Origin of the sequence: Shewanella sp. H8 (genome assembly GCF_040285065.1) — a bacterium.
GTDB lineage: Bacteria > Pseudomonadota > Gammaproteobacteria > Enterobacterales > Shewanellaceae > Shewanella > Shewanella polaris.
In genome coordinates, this window is record NZ_CP157213.1 from 1821204 (window position 1) to 1839526 (window position 18323).

General features: G+C 38.6%; 17 protein-coding genes. 8 read left to right on the top strand and 9 right to left on the bottom strand.

The genetic code is table 11. The features are described from left to right. Nucleotides 1-22: 22 nt before the first annotated feature. The 5 genes from ABIS04_RS07935 to sbcB form a co-directional block, all read right to left on the bottom strand. Nucleotides 23-355, bottom strand: a complete 333-nt coding sequence (locus ABIS04_RS07935) for a YdbL family protein (protein WP_350433110.1) — start codon at nucleotides 353-355, stop codon at nucleotides 23-25. Between the two features lie 14 nt (nucleotides 356-369). Continuing rightward, nucleotides 370-528, bottom strand: coding sequence for a YnbE family lipoprotein (locus tag ABIS04_RS07940; RefSeq protein WP_137227286.1), 159 nt, complete (start codon nucleotides 526-528; stop codon nucleotides 370-372). A gap of 63 nt (nucleotides 529-591) precedes the next feature. Further along, nucleotides 592-3762 (bottom strand): YdbH domain-containing protein, encoded by a 3171-nt coding sequence (locus ABIS04_RS07945; protein ID WP_350433111.1) that lies wholly within the window; start codon nucleotides 3760-3762, stop codon nucleotides 592-594. A gap of 410 nt (nucleotides 3763-4172) precedes the next feature. Beyond that, entirely contained in the window at nucleotides 4173-5069 is an 897-nt protein-coding gene (gene cdd / locus ABIS04_RS07950) for a cytidine deaminase (protein WP_137221094.1), read from the bottom strand. A gap of 45 nt (nucleotides 5070-5114) precedes the next feature. Beyond that, nucleotides 5115-6530 (bottom strand): exodeoxyribonuclease I, encoded by a 1416-nt coding sequence (sbcB, locus tag ABIS04_RS07955; RefSeq protein ID WP_137221092.1) that lies wholly within the window; start codon nucleotides 6528-6530, stop codon nucleotides 5115-5117. Nucleotides 6531-6694: 164 nt separating this feature from the next. On the opposite strand from sbcB, the gene ABIS04_RS07960 reads away from it, so the two are divergent. From ABIS04_RS07960 to ABIS04_RS07970, 3 genes are all read left to right on the top strand, one after another. Further along, nucleotides 6695-7501 carry a hypothetical protein gene (locus ABIS04_RS07960; RefSeq protein WP_350433112.1) on the top strand — a complete coding sequence of 269 codons (807 nt, stop codon included), beginning with the start codon at nucleotides 6695-6697 and terminating at the stop codon, nucleotides 7499-7501. A gap of 24 nt (nucleotides 7502-7525) precedes the next feature. Then, on the top strand, nucleotides 7526-8347 hold the full coding sequence (gene rlmA / locus ABIS04_RS07965) for a 23S rRNA (guanine(745)-N(1))-methyltransferase (protein ID WP_350433113.1): 822 nt from the start codon (nucleotides 7526-7528) through the stop codon (nucleotides 8345-8347). A 257-nt stretch (nucleotides 8348-8604) separates the two neighbouring features. Next, nucleotides 8605-8811, top strand: coding sequence for a cold-shock protein (locus ABIS04_RS07970; protein ID WP_011637160.1), 207 nt, complete (start codon nucleotides 8605-8607; stop codon nucleotides 8809-8811). An 834-nt stretch (nucleotides 8812-9645) separates the two neighbouring features. On the opposite strand, the gene ABIS04_RS07975 is transcribed toward ABIS04_RS07970, so the two are convergent. The 4 genes from ABIS04_RS07975 to ABIS04_RS07990 form a co-directional block, all read right to left on the bottom strand. Continuing rightward, nucleotides 9646-10545: an ABC transporter ATP-binding protein gene (locus tag ABIS04_RS07975; RefSeq protein ID WP_137221086.1), complete on the bottom strand. Its 900-nt coding sequence runs from the start codon at nucleotides 10543-10545 to the stop codon at nucleotides 9646-9648. After that, entirely contained in the window at nucleotides 10542-11375 is an 834-nt protein-coding gene (locus ABIS04_RS07980) for an ABC transporter permease (RefSeq protein ID WP_137221085.1), read from the bottom strand. Before ABIS04_RS07980 ends, ABIS04_RS07975 begins: the two co-directional genes overlap by 4 nt. 35 nt (nucleotides 11376-11410) lie before the next feature. Further along, entirely contained in the window at nucleotides 11411-12064 is a 654-nt protein-coding gene (locus ABIS04_RS07985; protein WP_137221082.1) for a YceH family protein, read from the bottom strand. 107 nt (nucleotides 12065-12171) lie between these two features. Beyond that, nucleotides 12172-13005: a S1 RNA-binding domain-containing protein gene (locus tag ABIS04_RS07990; RefSeq protein ID WP_140233995.1), complete on the bottom strand. Its 834-nt coding sequence runs from the start codon at nucleotides 13003-13005 to the stop codon at nucleotides 12172-12174. A gap of 585 nt (nucleotides 13006-13590) precedes the next feature. On the opposite strand from ABIS04_RS07990, the gene speA reads away from it, so the two are divergent. From speA to ABIS04_RS08015, 5 genes are all read left to right on the top strand, one after another. Then, nucleotides 13591-15501 (top strand): biosynthetic arginine decarboxylase, encoded by a 1911-nt coding sequence (gene speA, locus ABIS04_RS07995; RefSeq protein WP_137221078.1) that lies wholly within the window; start codon nucleotides 13591-13593, stop codon nucleotides 15499-15501. Nucleotides 15502-15747: 246 nt separating this feature from the next. Continuing rightward, complete coding sequence (locus tag ABIS04_RS08000; protein WP_350433114.1) at nucleotides 15748-16677, top strand: adenosylmethionine decarboxylase; 930 nt, start codon at nucleotides 15748-15750, stop codon at nucleotides 16675-16677. A gap of 252 nt (nucleotides 16678-16929) precedes the next feature. Continuing rightward, nucleotides 16930-17058: a hypothetical protein gene (locus ABIS04_RS08005; RefSeq protein WP_254693798.1), complete on the top strand. Its 129-nt coding sequence runs from the start codon at nucleotides 16930-16932 to the stop codon at nucleotides 17056-17058. Between the two features lie 102 nt (nucleotides 17059-17160). Continuing rightward, nucleotides 17161-17799: a pyridoxamine 5'-phosphate oxidase gene (gene pdxH, locus ABIS04_RS08010; RefSeq protein WP_140233997.1), complete on the top strand. Its 639-nt coding sequence runs from the start codon at nucleotides 17161-17163 to the stop codon at nucleotides 17797-17799. Then, nucleotides 17799-18296 carry a YaiI/YqxD family protein gene (locus ABIS04_RS08015; RefSeq protein ID WP_137227285.1) on the top strand — a complete coding sequence of 166 codons (498 nt, stop codon included), beginning with the start codon at nucleotides 17799-17801 and terminating at the stop codon, nucleotides 18294-18296. Before pdxH ends, ABIS04_RS08015 begins: the two co-directional genes overlap by 1 nt. Nucleotides 18297-18323: the final 27 nt, after the last annotated feature.

Consider the following 18323-nt stretch of genomic DNA (forward strand, 5'->3'; position numbering starts at 1 on the left):
CACATTGAAGTTATTCAAGTGGTTATTTTTTTATCCATTCGCCTTGTTTTGTTTGGATCATATGTCCTGGTTCTGCTGCTTCAATGGCCTTTTGTGCTGCAAGTGCAGTAACATTATTAAGGCTAAGACCATTTCGATTAGCGATGATTTGATAATAGTATTTTCGTTTGCTATTGACGCTTAATACCAGCTGTTTCGCTTCTGGTGAGTCGACAACAATGCCTAAGTAACCATTAGGTTGCTCACCCACGATTCTCGCATTCTTAGCGTCTTGTAATGTCATAGCCCATGCATTGGCACACCAGAAGATACTCGCGAAACATATGGCGGTTATTAAAGTGAATGATGATTTCATTTAAGAAACTCCCGTTAAAATAACTCTTCATTACCAAGTAGATTCTCGAGATCTTTTTCCACTCTGATTTTAATTTCGTGTTCAATTTTAACGTTTAAATTGATCACAATAGGTTTATCCGGTGGTTCTATTTTTACCGTGGGCGTACAGGCGGTTAGCCACAACAATGCCATTGCGGTGGTGCAACTGAGTAAAATTATTGATGAGTATTTCACGTGGGCTATCCTTTTATGCTGCTATTGAACTTTGATTTCAATTTGGTTCTGTATCTTATTGCCAACTTGCGTGCTTCTGTACAATTGAATTAAGTTTTCTTGGTGGGTGTAATTAAGATGAACAGGGCGTTCAACCCCACGACTGTTTCCTTTTACACCAATGTTGATCACTGCATCCCCGTTGGGCGTCATATCAAACGTGCTTGCTAGTTCACTGTAGTTTAAATGCTCAAGGGCGGTAAAGACCAATTCAAGATAAGGCTGAGATAATTCTAGTCGATCAATTGCAGGGTTTCCGGCAACTTCAATTAATCCACCTGGTGCTCGTGCTGCGAGTTTCCCGCCTGCAATAGTGACTTTACCATCAACCAGTTCAGCAGGTAATACTCCATCAAATAAACCATTTGCTTTAACGCCTACCTGAGGTTGCTCTTGTAAAAATTTCTCTAAACTTAAGCCTTGTAACAATAGGTATCCATAGGATTTATCTTGCAGCTTGAGTACAAATTCAGGTAATAAAAAACGTCCATCTAACATATCACCACTGGCGGTAAGACTGACATTCGTTTCACTTAATCCAGTAACTTGTTGTAACCAGTTGGTCGGGGTTTTGTTTCCGTCTTTATTGAGTTCTATATCAGCATTTAAATTCAGGTTTGTCAGCGACAACCCCAACTTGGCTTGCTGTAAACTGATTGCTGTCTGTGGGCAAACTAATTGACTGTGAGCAAAGTGTTTTTCGGCTGCAGGAGTATTGGGACCATCGTGAATTTGCTGCCAATTAAATTGGCATTGGGCAAATACGTCACCGCCATTAAATGACTTATCTTGCCATTGTCCTGACAAGGATGATAACTGTTGTTGAATTTTCATTTCAAACTGGCTGGTGTTGTCTATTTCACTCAGTGCAAAACCAGCCACGAGTTTACTGTGACCCTGAATTGTAAAATCATTGGGTAAAGGTTGGACTTTTTGCAATGTTTTTAGTGCGGTTTCAATGTCGGTATCAAAGGTCCATTGGCCTGCGAGTGATAACGGACTTTTACTATCTGCAAATTTCAATAAGTGATAACTGCTTAAGTTAAGCGTATCTAATTGCCACTGCTCACTTCCCACTAACAATCCTTTGGACAAATTGAGCTGCTGAGTGACTTTTATATTATTAAGAGCAAGCAGTGGTTGACGGCGGTTTTTTCCCTGTTGCTTAGTGATATCGAGTTTGCTGATACGCCAAGTGATGTCATTAGTTGTAGGTTTTTGTAACCAACGTTCTAGCGACTTTTCGATGGATTCATCCAGATGTATTGCTAGCGCTATGCCTTGATTGATAGCTATATCGGTTTTATTAACCGAGGCTAATATGGTCGACAGTTTACTTTTGTCCGTTTGGGTTGTTTGCTGGACAATAAGTTGGCCAACTTGCAGCGTAAACGGAGACAGATTCAGTTGAGTATTTTTTTGTTTGAATGCCATGGTCGAAGTGTCATTAAGAACAAGTAAGAATGACCCCAATTGTGCAGACGTTTTTTTGGTCTGTTTGTTATGTTGTTCATTATCACTGGTCATACTGCTAAAGATACTGGTGTTATTCACGGCTACGTTGGAGCTTGGCAGTAATGACAGTTCGAGTAGATGTTGTTGTCGCTGGAATATTTTACCAACTAAATTGACCTTCGCATCTGACAAGGATAACTGTTCAAAAGGGATCTCAGGAAATAAAGTTTTAATATCAATAGTAATTGGAGTCACTAGAGATGCCGATACGGGAGTATTTTCACTAACGGTTACGGTAGTGTCGTTTTTGCTGAGAGTTTGAACTAGTGGTTGTTCTGGCTTGTCTGTTGTTTCAAGGGGCGACAATGTCATACCCCAGTCGAAATCACTGCTAAATTGTTGGTGGCTGTTGAATATAGTGTGCGCCAGTTTCAATTTGCTTTGGAGTAATAACCCTTTAATGCTAACGCTCAAGTCAGGGATTGACGCTTGTATTGGTAGATCATCATTTTGTAGCGGGATTACGACTTCAATAGGATAAGCCATAGCTACATCGATGCTGGCTAACTGAGAAGTTGATTTTGGGGTTAACTTATCAATGATATGAACTATTTGATTAGCGTTTTCATCGGCTAATAATGAAATTAACTTATTTCTGTCTTCTTGTGAGGGCGATAGTTGATAGTTTAGCGGGGCAATATCAAGCTTTATCGCGAACGCATCAGTGGTTTTACTCTTATCTAAAGAGGCTGCTACAGGGAAGTTACCTAAATTAAGCATCGCTTTAACCGGTTGTTGCGGCGTAAAATAAACACTGGGCCACAGTGGTGAGTGCAGGGATAATCCATCTATTGATTGTTGACTGCTCATCTCGCCGCTGATTAAGTCAATTTTACTGTTGGCAGTCCATTGACCTTCAATGGTCACTTGCTGTTGATGAATGGGTTGCAGTATTTTTGAAAGCTGTTTGTGCAAACCATAAAGCATATTATTGCTTTGTTGACCCTGTGAGTTTTGCTTACTGCTTAATAGATTTAAATATTGTTCTAATGACTCAAGTCCTTGATAACTTAAACCTAAATCAACAAGTGTATTAAATTGCCAAGCTTGTTTACCTAAGCTGGCATCGAGACTGAATAGCGGAAAATCGTTAAAACGCCATAACGTATCGAGCTGGCCATTTTGGGTCAACGTTAATTTATCCATCTTTAAAGTATGTTGCTGTGTTTTATCTTTATCTAATGCAGGTAACTTAATGGTAATCGCGCCTAGATCTATCATGGGTAATTTGGCGAGGTTAAGTTGTAATGTGGCAGGGGATTCTTCTGTTTGTTGTGATTGACGAATAAAAAAGCTATCACCTAAATCAACATAGACACTTTGGGTTTTGATGCTGACAATATCTTCGGCATTGATTTGTTGATTTTTAAGGACTTCGAGACTGTCTCGTAATTCAAGATTAAATTCTTGGATGGCAATATGGCTGTCTTCGACTTTTAGAATGAGTCGAGGAATGTGAATATGATCTAATGACACATATTCAGCATCGAAATTGAGCACTTCAATATGATTTTCGGCTAATAAGTTGTTGAGTATTTTAACCGTAAGTGGTTTGGCATTTTCAATAATGACCCACACTAAAGCGACTGTGCAAAACAGGATAAAGAGTAAAATCTTGTTAAGGGTAAATATGCGCAATAGTGACTCGCTTTACATTTTCTTGTTCATTGATAACGATGTGCTCGTCAATAATATTGTTGTTATATAAGATTGATTAACATCTCTCATGTTAACAATTCTAGTCGTTATCTGATTATTAAACGAAATAAATTATCCATATGCGGTTGTTGATTAAACCGCTTTTGTAAATGCGAAATTATTGGCTAGTGAATAATTCAATTCAACTAATAAACAGTTAGTTGTCTAATATTATGACCATTAAAAACATTCATTAGCTTAGCATGGTATTAGCAACATATTGCAAAATATAATACATTATTAATTTAGGTTTAATGTAGTGTTAATCCAAATAAAAAAGGCGCTGATTAGCGCCTTTAGTTTGTCGGAATTAAGGAGGGTACTCTTTTAGATAACGAGCTTGCAGTTATTTATTCTTGCAATGGCTCTACAACAACATGTTGCAGTTCAACGGGTGCGATTGCATGCAAGGCATCCATTGCTGCACCGACTAAACTGATTTTTCCAACAGATGATTCTACTAATACAGCACGCTTTATTTCGCAGTATTGGCGGTTATGGCGGATTAAATTGGATAATGCCATTTGCATCGGTTGCATTGATGGGTTAAATGCCGCATTTTCGGCATAGCGGCCGCAAAAAGTGGCTCCATCGCTGGTCTCTAATACCACTGCTGCATTGCAATTGGTATAGGGAGCATAACTGAGTCCCATCTGGTCAATGGCTTCTATGATCATTGGGTCATCAGAATCGCAGCAGAATTCTTGTTCACGTTTGCATAATAGTGGCACGGTCACGTCTAAATCGGCAGGTCCAAAGGCATAGGGTAAGTAATGTGCCAAGGTTTGAGTTTCTTGTTGTGGTAGATGAATGTTAATTTTACTGCCGTTAACAAGTTCATTCATAAATTGACGACAGTGACCGCAGGGACTGAAATTAATAATAATATCTACAATTTCTGTCTCACCACCTAACCAAGCATGGCTGATGGCACTTTGTTCAGCATGTACTGAGTGGAATAATGCTTCACCGGGTAATTCTAGATTCGCCCCCATGTAAAAGTCGCCACTGGCACCTTTTACAATAGCGCCAACATAAAATTCACTTATAGGTGGATTGGCCAGTGCAGCAGCAATAGGTAATAACGCCATGAGTACTTGTTGCTCTGTTTGACCACTGGCGTTAACCAAAATCGCAAATTGTTCTTTAGCAATATGACCGCAAAATTGGTCATTCAATAATGGCACAAGTGCAGTTGCCAAAGGTTTGTCTAGTTGAGTAATGCTGTCTAAAAATCTATTTTGCATTCCCTTAATCCTTAGATGAAATAAATCGGGTAAAGTGAAAGTTCACTATAATGACTGTAAGTATTGATATAGGGCTTTTAATAGCTTTTGTTTATGTTCATTCTCGCTGGTTTCTTCGACCAAGTTCTCGAGTTTTATCACATAATCGGGATCTGATAATCGTTGTTGGCAGAATTCACGCCATTTGCGTGCCTCATTGTCGCTTAATGTTTCTGGGTAGTTACGAGCCCGGAAACGAAACAACATTTCATTGATCCGCGGATCATCGAATTGTAATGCTAATGCCGCTAAATTGTGTGGTGCCGTGTGGCAAATTATATCCATTTTAGCTTTATCGGCATGGCTGAAAAATCCCCCGCTATAAAGCATTAAATCTGGATCCGTAATGGGTTTACGATCTGATTCAAGTTCAAACACTTGGTTAAGCTTTTCACGCAATTCGGGATGGTTTTTTAAGCGTTTATATTGTTCACGCGCAAATGCTTTATCAAACTGTAATTTTACAGCCACTTCGTCGTCAAGTAATTTTGGCGAACCAATGAATGGACATTTATTGAGATGGATTTGTTTTAATGGAATAGCAAGCTCGTTTTCGGCTAAGTTTTGACGAGACGTGTACATGCGGTCGCTTATTTCTTGAGCTGACAATTCCAACAATGGCGAGATATCCATGGCCAAATTAACGCAAATAACCGCGTTTTTATTAGTCGGATGGTATGCAACAGGCGCGATTAACGTAGTACAACCTTGTAATGCACTAATTTTTGAGCTGACATGAACCAAGGGTTGCATTTTTAATACATCAATATGGTCCGCAACCGCTTGTTTACGTCTTAAATTGAAATAGTATTCGTATAGTTTGGGTTGTTTTTGCTTTATCAATTTAGCCATAGCAATGGTTGCATATACATCTGACATCGCATCATGGGCTTTTTCATGACTTAAACCATTCGCTTGGGTCAATAATTCCAATTTAAAACTGGGTGAACCATCTTCTTTTAATGGCCAATTAATCCCGTCTGGACGAAATGCATAACAAGCTCTAACCAAATCGATAATATCCCAACGTGAATTACCGTTTTGCCATTCTCGAGCGTATGGATCAATAAAATTACGGTAAAAGCCGTAACGACTCACTTCATCATCAAAACGTAATGAGTTATAGCCGACTACGCAGGTATTGGGTTGGCTGAATAACGTATTGATACGTTTCATGAACTCAGCCTCTGGCACGCCTTTAAGATTAGCCAGTTGCGGGGTAATACCTGTAATTAAAATAGCTTCAGGAGACGGTAAGTAGTCGGGTGCGAGTTTGCAATAAAAGGTTTCAGGTTCGCCGAGAATATTAAGTTCAAGATCGGTTCGAATACCCGCAAACTGTGATGGACGATCTTTACTTGGAATTGCCCCAAATGTTTCGTAATCGTGCCAAAATAATGTTGGCTGAATTGCGTTAGTCATAGTCAATATAAGATCCTTTTCGCGATTAAAACCATGTTAACATTTCTCAACATAAAAATGATAATGAGATAATGATCAATACAATGTTTCTTGATAGCTTTATATATTGATGACAAATGACGCTCTACTCGTTACAGTTTGGTGAAGTAATAAAGGAATTTCCAATGCATCATCATGTATATACTCAACCGTGCGTTATTGAAATCACTCAACCGACAGTGTTGACACTTCGCTTACCCGACAGTGTGAGTGATTTATTGGTATTATCATCGATGGGCAATCCTTTGGTTGAGTTTGCCGTTAGCCAAGTTAATCACACTCAAGCAACATTAATTATTCGTTTTCAACCGTTCTTAACATCTATTTTTGAACATTCGCAGCCATTGGTTGACACGCGTAAACAGCAACGGTGTATAGGGCAAGCGATCAAGTTATACCCTTCAATGGGAATAGCACCTAGAGTGTGTATTGAACAGCTCAGGAAAGGTTTGACTATTAATATTCACGCTGATGAAAATGTGTATTTTAATTTACCTGCAGACGCTCGTTTTGAATTAGTGACACTAGAAAATGACTTACGATTACTGAGCGAGCCTCAAGCACTCGTGATGGCCAAAGCAATATTAGGGCGTAAGTTTGACTATGATGAGCCATCTAACATGCTGGCTGTTCATATCAGTGAGTTAGAACAAGTTCGTCGAGATTTACGTGATTATCTTAGTGGCGAATCGGGTAAAATCCATCCTGGAGTGTCAACGGAACTATTAAAACTCGATCATTTATTGCAAAATAAGCATCAATGGTTGTTACATACTTATCATCAATCGTTGGAACGTCCCAATTTGGGACGCCCATCGAATGAACATCTTTACAATATTGAACAACTACAACGTAAATTAGATTGTTTTGAGCTATTAGCCCCTAAAGATTTGTCGGATATGGTCAATCAACTATGCGATGACGATTTTTAATTTTGAGTAACTTTAGAGTCCTCCATGTCTTATATTTGCCCTATTTGTAACGCCCCATTAGTACAAAAACAGAACACTTGGCAATGTGAACAGCGCCATCAATTTGATTGTGCTAAAGAAGGTTACGTTAATTTATTGCCTGTACAAAAAAAGAAAACTAAAGATCCCGGCGATAACAAAGAAATGATGCTCGCCAGACGAGAGTTTCTTAATCAAGGCTTTTATCAACCCTTAAGCGATAAAGTTAATCAGTTAGCGCTTGAGTACACGAGTGAGGCACAAAAAATACTCGATATCGGTTGTGGCGAAGGATATTACAGCCATCGATTATTCGAAACGCTACAGTCGGTGGTAAAACCCAATTGTGAGCTTTATGGACTTGATATTTCTAAGTCTGCAATTCGTTATGCGGCTAAGCGCTACTCAGCATTACATTTTTGTGTGGCGAGTGCTTTTGAAATGCCTTTCGCTGATGATAGTTTTGATTTAGCCATCCGTATTTATGCGCCGTCTAAAATTGAAGAGTTACAGCGTGTAATCAAACCGGGTGGAATACTCATTACTGTTTCTCCTGGACCGATGCATCACTATGCTTTAAAACAAAAAATTTATAGTGAACCTAAATTGCACCCACAAGAACCTATGGTGTTAGATGGTTTTACTTACTTAGTTCACCAAGCGTTAGCCTATCCATTAACATTAACTCGTGCGGAAGATATTGATCACTTTCTTAATATGACTCCCTACGCTTGGAAGTTAAGTGACTCACAGAAGGCACAGATAATAGAGCAAGGACTCGAGTGTGAGATAGATTTCAAAATTGAAATTCATCAACGCGAACAATAAACAATCAGATGATTGATATAAATAACTATTTGATGCTCAAAGATAAACCATTTTTTCAAGTCACTAAATAAATGCCATTGTTTTGTGGATGTTTGTTGACTTATCCTAAAAATGGTTTATAGTTTACTCAGCTTGAAGGTTGGGCTTATATTTATCAATACGATCAGTTTCGTCCTGTAAACATAAGTAATACCGGCATTTTCCAGCTTTACTGCCGTTAAGGCTTTAACTATTTTTTTTTACAGGATTTATATATTATGTCTCAAGTTACTGGTGTTGTTAAGTGGTTTAACTCTGATAAAGGTTTCGGATTTATTGAGCAAGAGTCTGGTCCAGACGTATTCGTTCACTTCCGTGCTATCAACTCAGACGGTTTTAAAACTCTTGACGAAGGTCAGAAAGTTTCTTTCACTGTGACTCAAGGTCAGAAAGGTCCTCAAGCTGAGAACGTTTCAATCGTTTAGTATTTAGCTTCTGCTAAGTGTTAAAGATTTAAAACTGTAGCAATTTATTGCTGCAGTTTTTTTTGTGTTTTTAATATGTATTGTCATCATGCTAATCGTCTAATCGTCTAATCGTCTAATCGTCTAATCGTCTAATCGTCTAATCGTCTAATCGTCTAATCGTCTAATCGTCTAATCGTCTAATCGTCTAATCGTCTAATCGTCTAATCGTCTAATCATCTAATCGTTTGTTGTTCCTCATTTTATAATCTATTCATCTTATCGTTCGCCCAAATAATTGTTGTAGCACATTGGTAACTGATCGTTTCAAAAACACTCAAGTTCCTCGTTCAAAAATGGTAAATATAGTTCAGTTGCTTTGGGAGCAAGCAGGGCAGACCTTTACATCCCTAGCTCCAGTGCCTTTGTTTAATGTTCCGATAAAATAAGGTCTTGTTCAACATTAAGCTTGCTGGTATGAATGGGGTTGGGTTAATTTCATAGCATTGAGTCAGCTTATGAGGCTTCTCGTCATTCAGATTACTTTGTCTATGAGCTATAGTGTGATGTTAAGGGTAGAGTATTTATTTTTTACTATAGGTACTGAGGGATAGAACACTTTATTGCACTTTTTAGACGCCTTATTGAGTATTAGTTTTCGGCGTTTAAGGGGTAATCATATTGACAAGATACGTCAGTAATAAACAAAAAATGCCATCGTTTATTAATTTGGTGAGTTTCACTTATTAATAAACAATGGCATTAGATACTGATGCTTATGACGTTTTTGTTAGGCCTTTTTACGCAAACTTATTTTAACCAATACAAATACGTGGTTTTACATTTGATGATGAGTTAAGAAAACAAGGTTTCTTCTAATGTCCGGCCTTTAAGTAATGCTTTATATTGCCAATGGTGAGCTGTAAACAGCTCAAACAACTGCATTTCAATAGCAAAGCCAGATTGTTTTTGGTATTCGATAACATACTGCTCATCACCGATGCGCCTTACTTCAATAATATCATTAAGGCCTAATAACTGCTGATGGAGGCTGTCCATGTCACATTGTTTCATTGTTAGTGTGATGAAGTCAGTCGCTTGACTTGCTTTAATTGATACCGATTGCTGCAACTTACCACGTTCAAGGTAGACAACTTGATCACATAGTTTTTCAAGTTCATCAAGGTTATGTGAACTGATCACAAAGGTTGTATGGTCAGATAAGTCTTTCACAATTTGACGAATTTTTTTAGCATTCGCCGGATCAAGTCCAGCGGTCGGTTCATCGAGCAAAACAATCTTAGGTGAACCTATTAGTGCTTGCGCAATAGAGACTCGTTTACTCATCCCATGACTTAAACTTTTAGGTTTAGCCTCAGCGGATTCACTAAGGTCGACAAGCGCGAGAACTCTTAATGCTTCTTGCTTTGCTGCCGATGCGGTCATGCCTTGTAATTGTGCAAAAAACTGTAGTTGCGACACAATACTAAAATTGGGATCTAGTGCTGCATCTTGTGGTAATGCCGACAATAGCCCTTGTAATGCTTTGCTACCGGGCTTATGGCCTAAAATACTAATACTACCGTTGGTGGGTTGAATATAACCGCAGAGTAAACTAAATAGCGTAGTTTTACCTGCTCCATTTGGGCCCACTAATGCAATAGGGGCACCTTCGGTAAGAGTTAACGATACGGTGTCGAGCGCAAGTTTATTGCCATATTGTTTAGAAAGGTTGTCACATTGAATAATACTCATAGCGCACTCCGGCTCATTAATACTTTACCAATAAATAAAATAACCACAGTTTGCAGTAAGGGAATGGGGGCAAGTGCTAAAGAGCTTAACCCTTGAGTATTGATCAAACTCGAAATTTGTGAACCTGGGAGTATCCAGTTTAACCAGCTTAGTTGTGGGAAATTCATATTAATTATGGCAATAACAATCGATACTACAGCCCATAAAATAATCGCAAATATACTCGCCTGTCTCGCAGAGTTTGCATATAACGACAATACCGCCATGGCTGCAGTATAAGGTAGTAACACAATCACAAGATTAATCATGACTAATAAACTGGTGGTTATTGAAGGTACTAACAAGGACATGTCACGGGTTAAGGCCAATGCAATGGTGGCTAACAATGTTAAAACAATAAGCATTAGTTGGATAAACATTTGACCTAAAAAACGACCAAAGAACAAACTGGTACGACTTACTCTTAAGGTTAAAAACCGCAAGCTACCACGTTGTTTATCTGAGCTAAATTGATCTGCGGCGATAAAAATACTGAACATTGGAAACAAGTAGAGTGCCGCTAGCCAGAATACCGCAAATTCAGCAACTGGCCATTCGAACAGATGCTGTAAGCTTCCTGTTCCAAAGAGAGCTTCTGTAAAGTCTTTAAAGTTCGGCTGCATGATGAATTCAGAGGCACTTTTAATTGGATAAATAAGTAAAATAGCCCAAATTAACATGAAAGCAATTAATGCGACCATACCGCTTTTATTGGTAAAACGTTTGGTTAGCTCATATTTGGCTAATAACCAAATATGAGTAAGTGTCGATGGTGGGGCGGTACGATCCATAATGTTTTCCTTGCCTGTTTAACGGAAAGCGTAAATTAGTTTAATAAGCTTTCTAGTTTTTCGAGTTTCTGTTCAAGTAATTCAACTCTTTGTTCTAGTTCAACAATCCGAGAATCTTGCTGTAAAGTTTGTTGAGTGTGAGTTGACACTACAATGGCATCACTGCTGTTCACTTGATAGTCTTCAACGTTACCACTAAAGCACTCAAGGAAGCGGCAATCACGTTTATTGGCTTCTCTAGCAAGTTGAACCACTAACGGTTTTTCTCGTTGGCTTAATGCCAGTAATGCTGTTTCAACCTGTGACATATCAATGAAGTCGTGGAGACGATTAGTGCGAGTTTTGAGCTCTCCAGGTGTTTGTGGTCCACGCAACAGTAAGACACAAATTAATGCAACTTCAGCACTGTTTAATTGCAACTCACTGAACTCGGTATTACAAAAACGATGTTTATATTTTACCACTCGGCTGCCAAAACCTGATTGCTCACTGATCAGGCGTTTTTTTGTAAGGTCATCTATCACTGTTTGCACTTGGGATTCGCTAAGTGACATAACAGGTTCACGACTGCTTTTTTGGTTACATGCTAAAGTGAGTGAATTTAATGACAGAGGATATTGATCTGGAGTAGTGAGTTCTTTTTCGAGTAAGCAACCGATAACTCTAGCTTCTAGTTGGGTTAATTCCATACACAGTATCCTTTTATATAGAAAAGCATGATTCTATTACTTTTATAACAGAGCCATGCTTTTTCTCAAAGGATTGGACTAGTTTAGCAAGGTTAATCGATTATTGTTCACACAGTTAACCGAATACCGTCACTTTCGATAGTAATTTCACCTGCTTTAAATAAGCCACCAATTGATTTTTTAAACGCTTTTTTACTCATACCGAGTTTGTCATAAATAACATCTGCATCGGTTTTATCGTGCAGTGGCAGAAAACCATTTGCACTACGCAGTTTATTAATAATTAAACGGGCATTTTTGTCTAGCTCGTCTTTGTCGCCTTTTTGAAGCACAAGATCAATTTTACCGTCACTGCGGATGGTTTTAATATAGCCAGTCACCTTCTGACCAAAACGAAGTTTTTGAAATACTTCATTAGCATAAATGACACCCCAATGCTCATTATTGATAATGGCTTTATAACCTAAATCTGTGGTGCCACCGATGATCAAGTTAACTTGTTCACCTTCTGTATAGTGAGCTTCAGTTTTGTCGACAAACTTATCCAGTTTAGAAGAGGCCATAATGCGCTCATCGGCATGGTTAGCATGAACATAGACTAAGTATGAATGACCTTCTTCAGCAGGTTTGTGTTGCTCACCAAAGGGAAGTAACAAATCTTTGTCTAAGCCCCAATCTAAAAAGGCACCAAATGGTCCAGTGGCAATCACTTTTAAATAAGCATATTCACCTACTTGGGCTAATGATTTTTGGGTGGTAGCAATCACAATGTCTTCAGAGTCTAGGTAAAGAAATACATCTACCATATCCCCGACATTACATCCGGTAGGGACAAATTTATTAGGAAGCAAGACTTGTCCAAGCTCTTGAGCATTTAGATAAACCCCAAAATTGACTTGTTTAATGACTTCCAATGAATAACGTTTACCGATTTGTATCATGAATGACTCTACTTTAGTTAAAAATGAAAAGATGATCGCAGCAAAAACACGTAATTATACACGTAAATTTAGATCGCGTTGTGTCAATTATTCACTACCTAAAATCATTTGTGGTTATCTGCATCTTGGTTGATGTTTATGACAACGATTGTAGATGAATTTTTCTGATGATTAACGTGGTAATTTGCTTGCAATACACCTCATTGCAGGTTTTAATTGCGCCGTTTTTATAAAGGCGATACGGTGACTCGTTTTCTATTGTAAAGTGAACTAAGCATGAGCTTAATCAGTAAAATACTTGTTACTGCCTTAATCTGATGTTCAGTTAGCCAAATTTGCATGCTTTGTGAATATCTGCGTAAGATGCTCTATGTAAGAAGATGCCAAAGATGATAGAAAAGATTATATGAGATTAGGCAATAACATTGCGCCTTTGTTTTTTCTATCACAGGTTTTTCAGTCATAATCACAATGCTGAATAAACTATTTTTTTCTAAGGTAGCCTTTTGGGTTATCTGGATTTTTAACAAGCAGCCGCCACCAATTAAGGCGCTGCTAACTTTGATACAAATACGGAAAATAATTATGTCTGATTGGTCTATCGAAGATGCTCGCTCGGGTTATAACGTGACTCACTGGAGCCAAGGTTTTTATGGTATTCGTGAAGATGGTGAAGTGACAGTGTCACCTAACCCACAAAATCCAGATCATAAAGTTGGCTTAAATGAATTAGCCAAAAGTATGGTTGAAGCAGGTGTTTCGTTACCGGTATTAGTCCGTTTCCCGCAAATCTTACACCATAGAGTGGAAAGTTTATGCGAAGCATTTAATGATGCAATTAAGAAGTACGATTATCAAAATGATTACTTGCTGGTTTATCCGATTAAAGTAAACCAACAAAAAACGGTGGTTGAAGAAATTTTAGCCAGCCAAAAATCGAAAGAAGTAAAACAGTTAGGACTTGAAGCTGGCAGTAAGCCAGAATTAATGGCTGTACTTGCGATGGCACAAAAAGCCAGCTCAGTAATTGTATGTAACGGTTACAAAGATAAAGAATATATTCGCTTAGCATTAATTGGCGAAAAGCTTGGCCATAAGGTTTATATCGTTCTGGAAAAAATGTCAGAACTAAAAATGGTATTAGCTGAAGCTAAAAATCTCGGTATCACACCACGTTTAGGTTTACGTGTACGTTTGGCTTTCCAAGGCAAAGGTAAGTGGCAAGCCAGTGGTGGCGAAAAGTCTAAGTTTGGCCTGTCTGCTGCACAAGTATTGAAAGTGGTTGCCGAACTGAAAAGCGTTAATATGCTTGATTCTTTACAGTTATCACATTTTCACTTAGGTTCGCAAATTGCCAATATCCGCGACATTCGCCAAGGTGTGAGTGAGGCTGGTCGTTTTTACTGTGAATTACGCCAACTTGGTGCCAGCATTGATTGTTTCGATGTCGGCGGCGGGTTAGCGGTTGACTACGATGGTACCCGAAGCCAAAGCAATAACTCAATGAACTATGGCTTGAATGAGTATGCCAACAATATCGTCAATGTATTAACGGATTTATGTAATGAATACGAGCAACCAATGCCTCGTATTATTTCAGAATCTGGTCGTCATTTAACCGCGCACCATGCGGTGTTGATTACTGATGTGATTGGAACTGAAACCTATATACCTGAAGAGATTAAGCAACCAAATGAAGACTCACCACAATTGCTTCATAACATGTGGCAATCTTGGTTAGAAATCTGCAGTGGTTCTGATCAGCGTGCAATCATTGAAATTTATCATGACAGTCAGAGTGATATTTCTGAAGCTCACTCTTTGTTTGCCGTGGGCCAATTGAGTTTAGCGGATCGCGCTTGGGCCGAGCAAACTAACTTACGTGTTTGCCATGAAGTGAAGGGGTTATTAAGTAACAATAACCGTTATCATCGCCCAGTGATCGATGAATTAAATGAAAAGTTAGCCGATAAGTTTTTCGTTAACTTCTCATTATTCCAATCATTACCGGATGCATGGGGTATTGATCAAGTGTTCCCAGTGTTGCCGTTATCGGGTTTAGATAAGGCACCAGAGAGGCGTGCGGTTATGTTAGATATTACCTGTGACTCTGACGGTATTGTTGATCAATATGTTGATGGTCAAGGCATCGAAACTACCTTGCCTGTGCCAGCATGGAGCGCAGACAGCCCATATTTGATTGGTTTCTTCATGGTGGGTGCATACCAAGAAATTTTGGGCGATATGCATAACTTGTTTGGTGATACCAACTCTGCGGTTGTGCGTATTGATGAGCGGGGATTAAGCCAGATCGAATCTGTTTTAGAAGGCGATACAGTAGCTGACGTTTTACGTTATGTAAACTTAGATGCGGTTGACTTTATGCGCACATATGAAGAGCTTGTGAATCAACATATTGTTGAAGAAGAGCGTGCCAGCATCCTAGAAGAGTTACAGTTAGGTCTTAAGGGTTACACTTACTTAGAAGATTTTTAATCTTATCGACTAAGTGATGTTAACTTGTGATTAAAAAAGCCTAGTGACCTCAGGTTGCTAGGCTTTTAAGTTGCTAAGATGTTTGTAACGACTCAGATAGCTATCACTTATGTCTATTTCATCGTTGAAAAGTGCTCATTTGAACCACTAAACTAGGTTTTTTACCTTGAACTAAGTTAGCGTAAGTATTTACATTGCATCTTAATACAAACATCTTTAATTAGAATCGGTACTGAGTAGTTACAAATGTTTTTTGAAGGTTCAGAAAAAAAATTAGAGATTATTGTTACTGCATCCGCGCCTAAATTACGATCTTTAGATCAAGCATTTTGGCTGGAGCTTGTTGCTGCCTCAAATGCAGATATTTTATCTAGTATAAGTAATGAATATTGTGATGCTTATTTACTGAGTGAATCGAGTTTATTTGTATGGGATGATCATATCGTCATGCTCACTTGTGGGGCTAGCACCTTGGTCGAATCGGCTTGTTACTGCATTGAAAGTTTAGGTGAGCAAGCTATTGCGTATGTGTGTTATCAACGCAAAAATGAATATTATGCCCATTTACAAGCAAGTTCTTTTGGTGATGATGTACTTAGGTTAAGGCATTTTATCGCCGGACAAGCCTATCGAATGGGTCATTTAGATAGCCATCATCACTATATTTTTACCACCGATAAAAACTATCAAGCCAGCCAGCTCGATACCACCAATGAACTGCTGATGTATCATATTTCTGGTACGGTAGCGGACTATTTACGTGGCGATCAACAATCAATTGTTCAGATTAGTCAGATGCTACAGCTGAACCAATTATTTGATGGTTTTAGTATTGATCAGCATTTATTCAGTCCGTTAGGTTATTCGATCAACGGTATTCGTGGTTCTGAATATTTTACAATACACATTACACCCCAAGAAAACAGTTCTTATGTGAGTGTTGAAACTAACATTGATATGAACTCAACTCAGGTTAATATTTTTGCTGAACTGGTAACATTATTGCAGCCTAACAGCTGCGACCTTATTGGCTTTAATAGTAATATTGCCGATAAGCCCTTTTTAAATTACTTGTGTTTAAGCCATTGCGCGATGACAATTAAACAAGGCTACAACATACATTTCAGCCATTATCAGCAAGATAGCTTAGAAGTACTAATACCCACATTATTGTAATTATCGGCATTTACCATGTTTGGGATAGTCTATGACGACCTGCGCAGAAAAAGCTGATTATTCGCTTTATTCAAACGCATTTGGCTGTTTACGCCAATAATTTAATTTTAAACCATAGAATCTGACGCAGATGTTGTGGTCGTTGTTTTACCTTTTGACATGGCAACATCAGGTTGTTCTGGTGGTCGAATGATGGTTCAACCAGTGATAAAACGATGAAAAATCATTCGTGGATGACCTGGGTTGAATATTGTGGGTATGAATGTGGTTGAAGTTGCCCCAGCTTATAACTCAGCTAATATTACTGCATTCGCAGAGGCCACTCTGGGACTTGAAATGCTGCACGTTTGGGTAGAAGGTAAAGGCTTAATTAAAAAGTGATTTAAACTTTGCCATTAAGTTAATAAGCCAACCTGTAGACGTTGGCTTTTTTGTGTATCCTCAGCGTAGAATAGGTCATACAAGGTTTAATAAGGAACCAAGATGAGTGATTTAAGTGATATTCGCCGTGAATATAGCCAAGGTGGATTGAGGCGTAGTGATTTACCCGTCAATCCAATGGATTTATTTGAAAAGTGGATGCTACAAGCCAAAGACGCTGAATTAACTGACCCAACTGCAATGTGTGTGGCGACGGTTGATGAAGATGGTCAGCCATTTCAGCGTATTGTGTTACTCAAAAAATTTGATGATAACGGTTTTGTGTTTTTTACTAATTTAGAAAGTCGCAAAGCAAAACAGATAGCTATTAACAGCAAAATTAGTTTATTGTTTCCTTGGCATCCACTTGAGCGCCAAGTGGCTGTACTTGGCCAGGCTGAGCCATTGTCTATGTTAGATGTAGCAAAATATTTTATGTCCAGACCCAAAGACAGTCAAATTGCGGCATGGGTATCTAAACAATCCAGTAAAATTTCAGCCAGACAAGCCCTAGAAGGGAAGTTTGCCGAAATGAAAGCCAAGTTCGCCCAAGGTGATGTGCCATTACCGAAATTTTGGGGGGGATATTTGGTGCGTCCAACCAGTATTGAGTTTTGGCAAGGTGGTGAACATCGGTTACATGACCGATTTATTTACACTAAAAATGATGCTGATTGGAATATAGATCGGTTGGCACCTTAATGAGTGTTAATGAAGTGGAGCAATTAGCTGTGATAACCAATAAAATCTGGGTTGATGCTGATGCTTGTCCCAATCCAGTTAAAGAAATGCTATTTAGGGCATCTGAGCGTAAGTCGGTACGATTAGTGTTAGTAGCTAATCAAATGATTAAAGTTCCTATATCACCATTAGTTAGTATGATACGAGTGAGTTCGGGTTTTGATGAAGCTGATAACTACATTGTGGAACAAGTAGTGAAAGGGGATTTAGTTATTACAGCGGACATTCCTCTTGCATCGGATGCGGTTGATAAAGGCGCACTAGTATTAAACCCTCGAGGTACTGTGTATACAGTTGAAAATATTAAACAGATTCTGACTATGCGTGATTTTATGGAAGAGATGCGCAGTAGTGGTATACATACAGGCGGTCCGAATAGTTTTTCGCAAACGGATAAACATGCGTTTGCACAAGCGTTAGACAAATGGCTGGCTAGATTGATCCCCAGCAAGTTATAACCAAAGATTAAACTATACTTAATCTTA

Bases quoted from the DNA above. Each gene is read 5' to 3' on its own strand.
- pdxH (WP_140233997.1), top strand. From the start codon at position 17,161: ATGAGTGATTTAAGTGATATTCGCCGTGAATATAGCCAAGGTGGATTG.
- rlmA (WP_350433113.1), top strand. From the start codon at position 7,526: ATGTCTTATATTTGCCCTATTTGTAACGCCCCATTAGTACAAAAACAG.
- ABIS04_RS07985 (WP_137221082.1), bottom strand. From the start codon at position 12,064: ATGGAATTAACCCAACTAGAAGCTAGAGTTATCGGTTGCTTACTCGAA.
- ABIS04_RS07990 (WP_140233995.1), bottom strand. From the start codon at position 13,005: ATGATACAAATCGGTAAACGTTATTCATTGGAAGTCATTAAACAAGTC.
- ABIS04_RS08000 (WP_350433114.1), top strand. From the start codon at position 15,748: ATGTTTTTTGAAGGTTCAGAAAAAAAATTAGAGATTATTGTTACTGCA.
- sbcB (WP_137221092.1), bottom strand. From the start codon at position 6,530: ATGACTAACGCAATTCAGCCAACATTATTTTGGCACGATTACGAAACA.
- ABIS04_RS07970 (WP_011637160.1), top strand. From the start codon at position 8,605: ATGTCTCAAGTTACTGGTGTTGTTAAGTGGTTTAACTCTGATAAAGGT.
- ABIS04_RS08015 (WP_137227285.1), top strand. From the start codon at position 17,799: ATGAGTGTTAATGAAGTGGAGCAATTAGCTGTGATAACCAATAAAATC.
- ABIS04_RS07980 (WP_137221085.1), bottom strand. From the start codon at position 11,375: ATGGATCGTACCGCCCCACCATCGACACTTACTCATATTTGGTTATTA.
- cdd (WP_137221094.1), bottom strand. From the start codon at position 5,069: ATGCAAAATAGATTTTTAGACAGCATTACTCAACTAGACAAACCTTTG.
- ABIS04_RS07975 (WP_137221086.1), bottom strand. From the start codon at position 10,545: ATGAGTATTATTCAATGTGACAACCTTTCTAAACAATATGGCAATAAA.
- ABIS04_RS07940 (WP_137227286.1), bottom strand. From the start codon at position 528: ATGGCATTGTTGTGGCTAACCGCCTGTACGCCCACGGTAAAAATAGAA.
- ABIS04_RS07935 (WP_350433110.1), bottom strand. From the start codon at position 355: ATGAAATCATCATTCACTTTAATAACCGCCATATGTTTCGCGAGTATC.
- ABIS04_RS07960 (WP_350433112.1), top strand. From the start codon at position 6,695: ATGCATCATCATGTATATACTCAACCGTGCGTTATTGAAATCACTCAA.
- speA (WP_137221078.1), top strand. From the start codon at position 13,591: ATGTCTGATTGGTCTATCGAAGATGCTCGCTCGGGTTATAACGTGACT.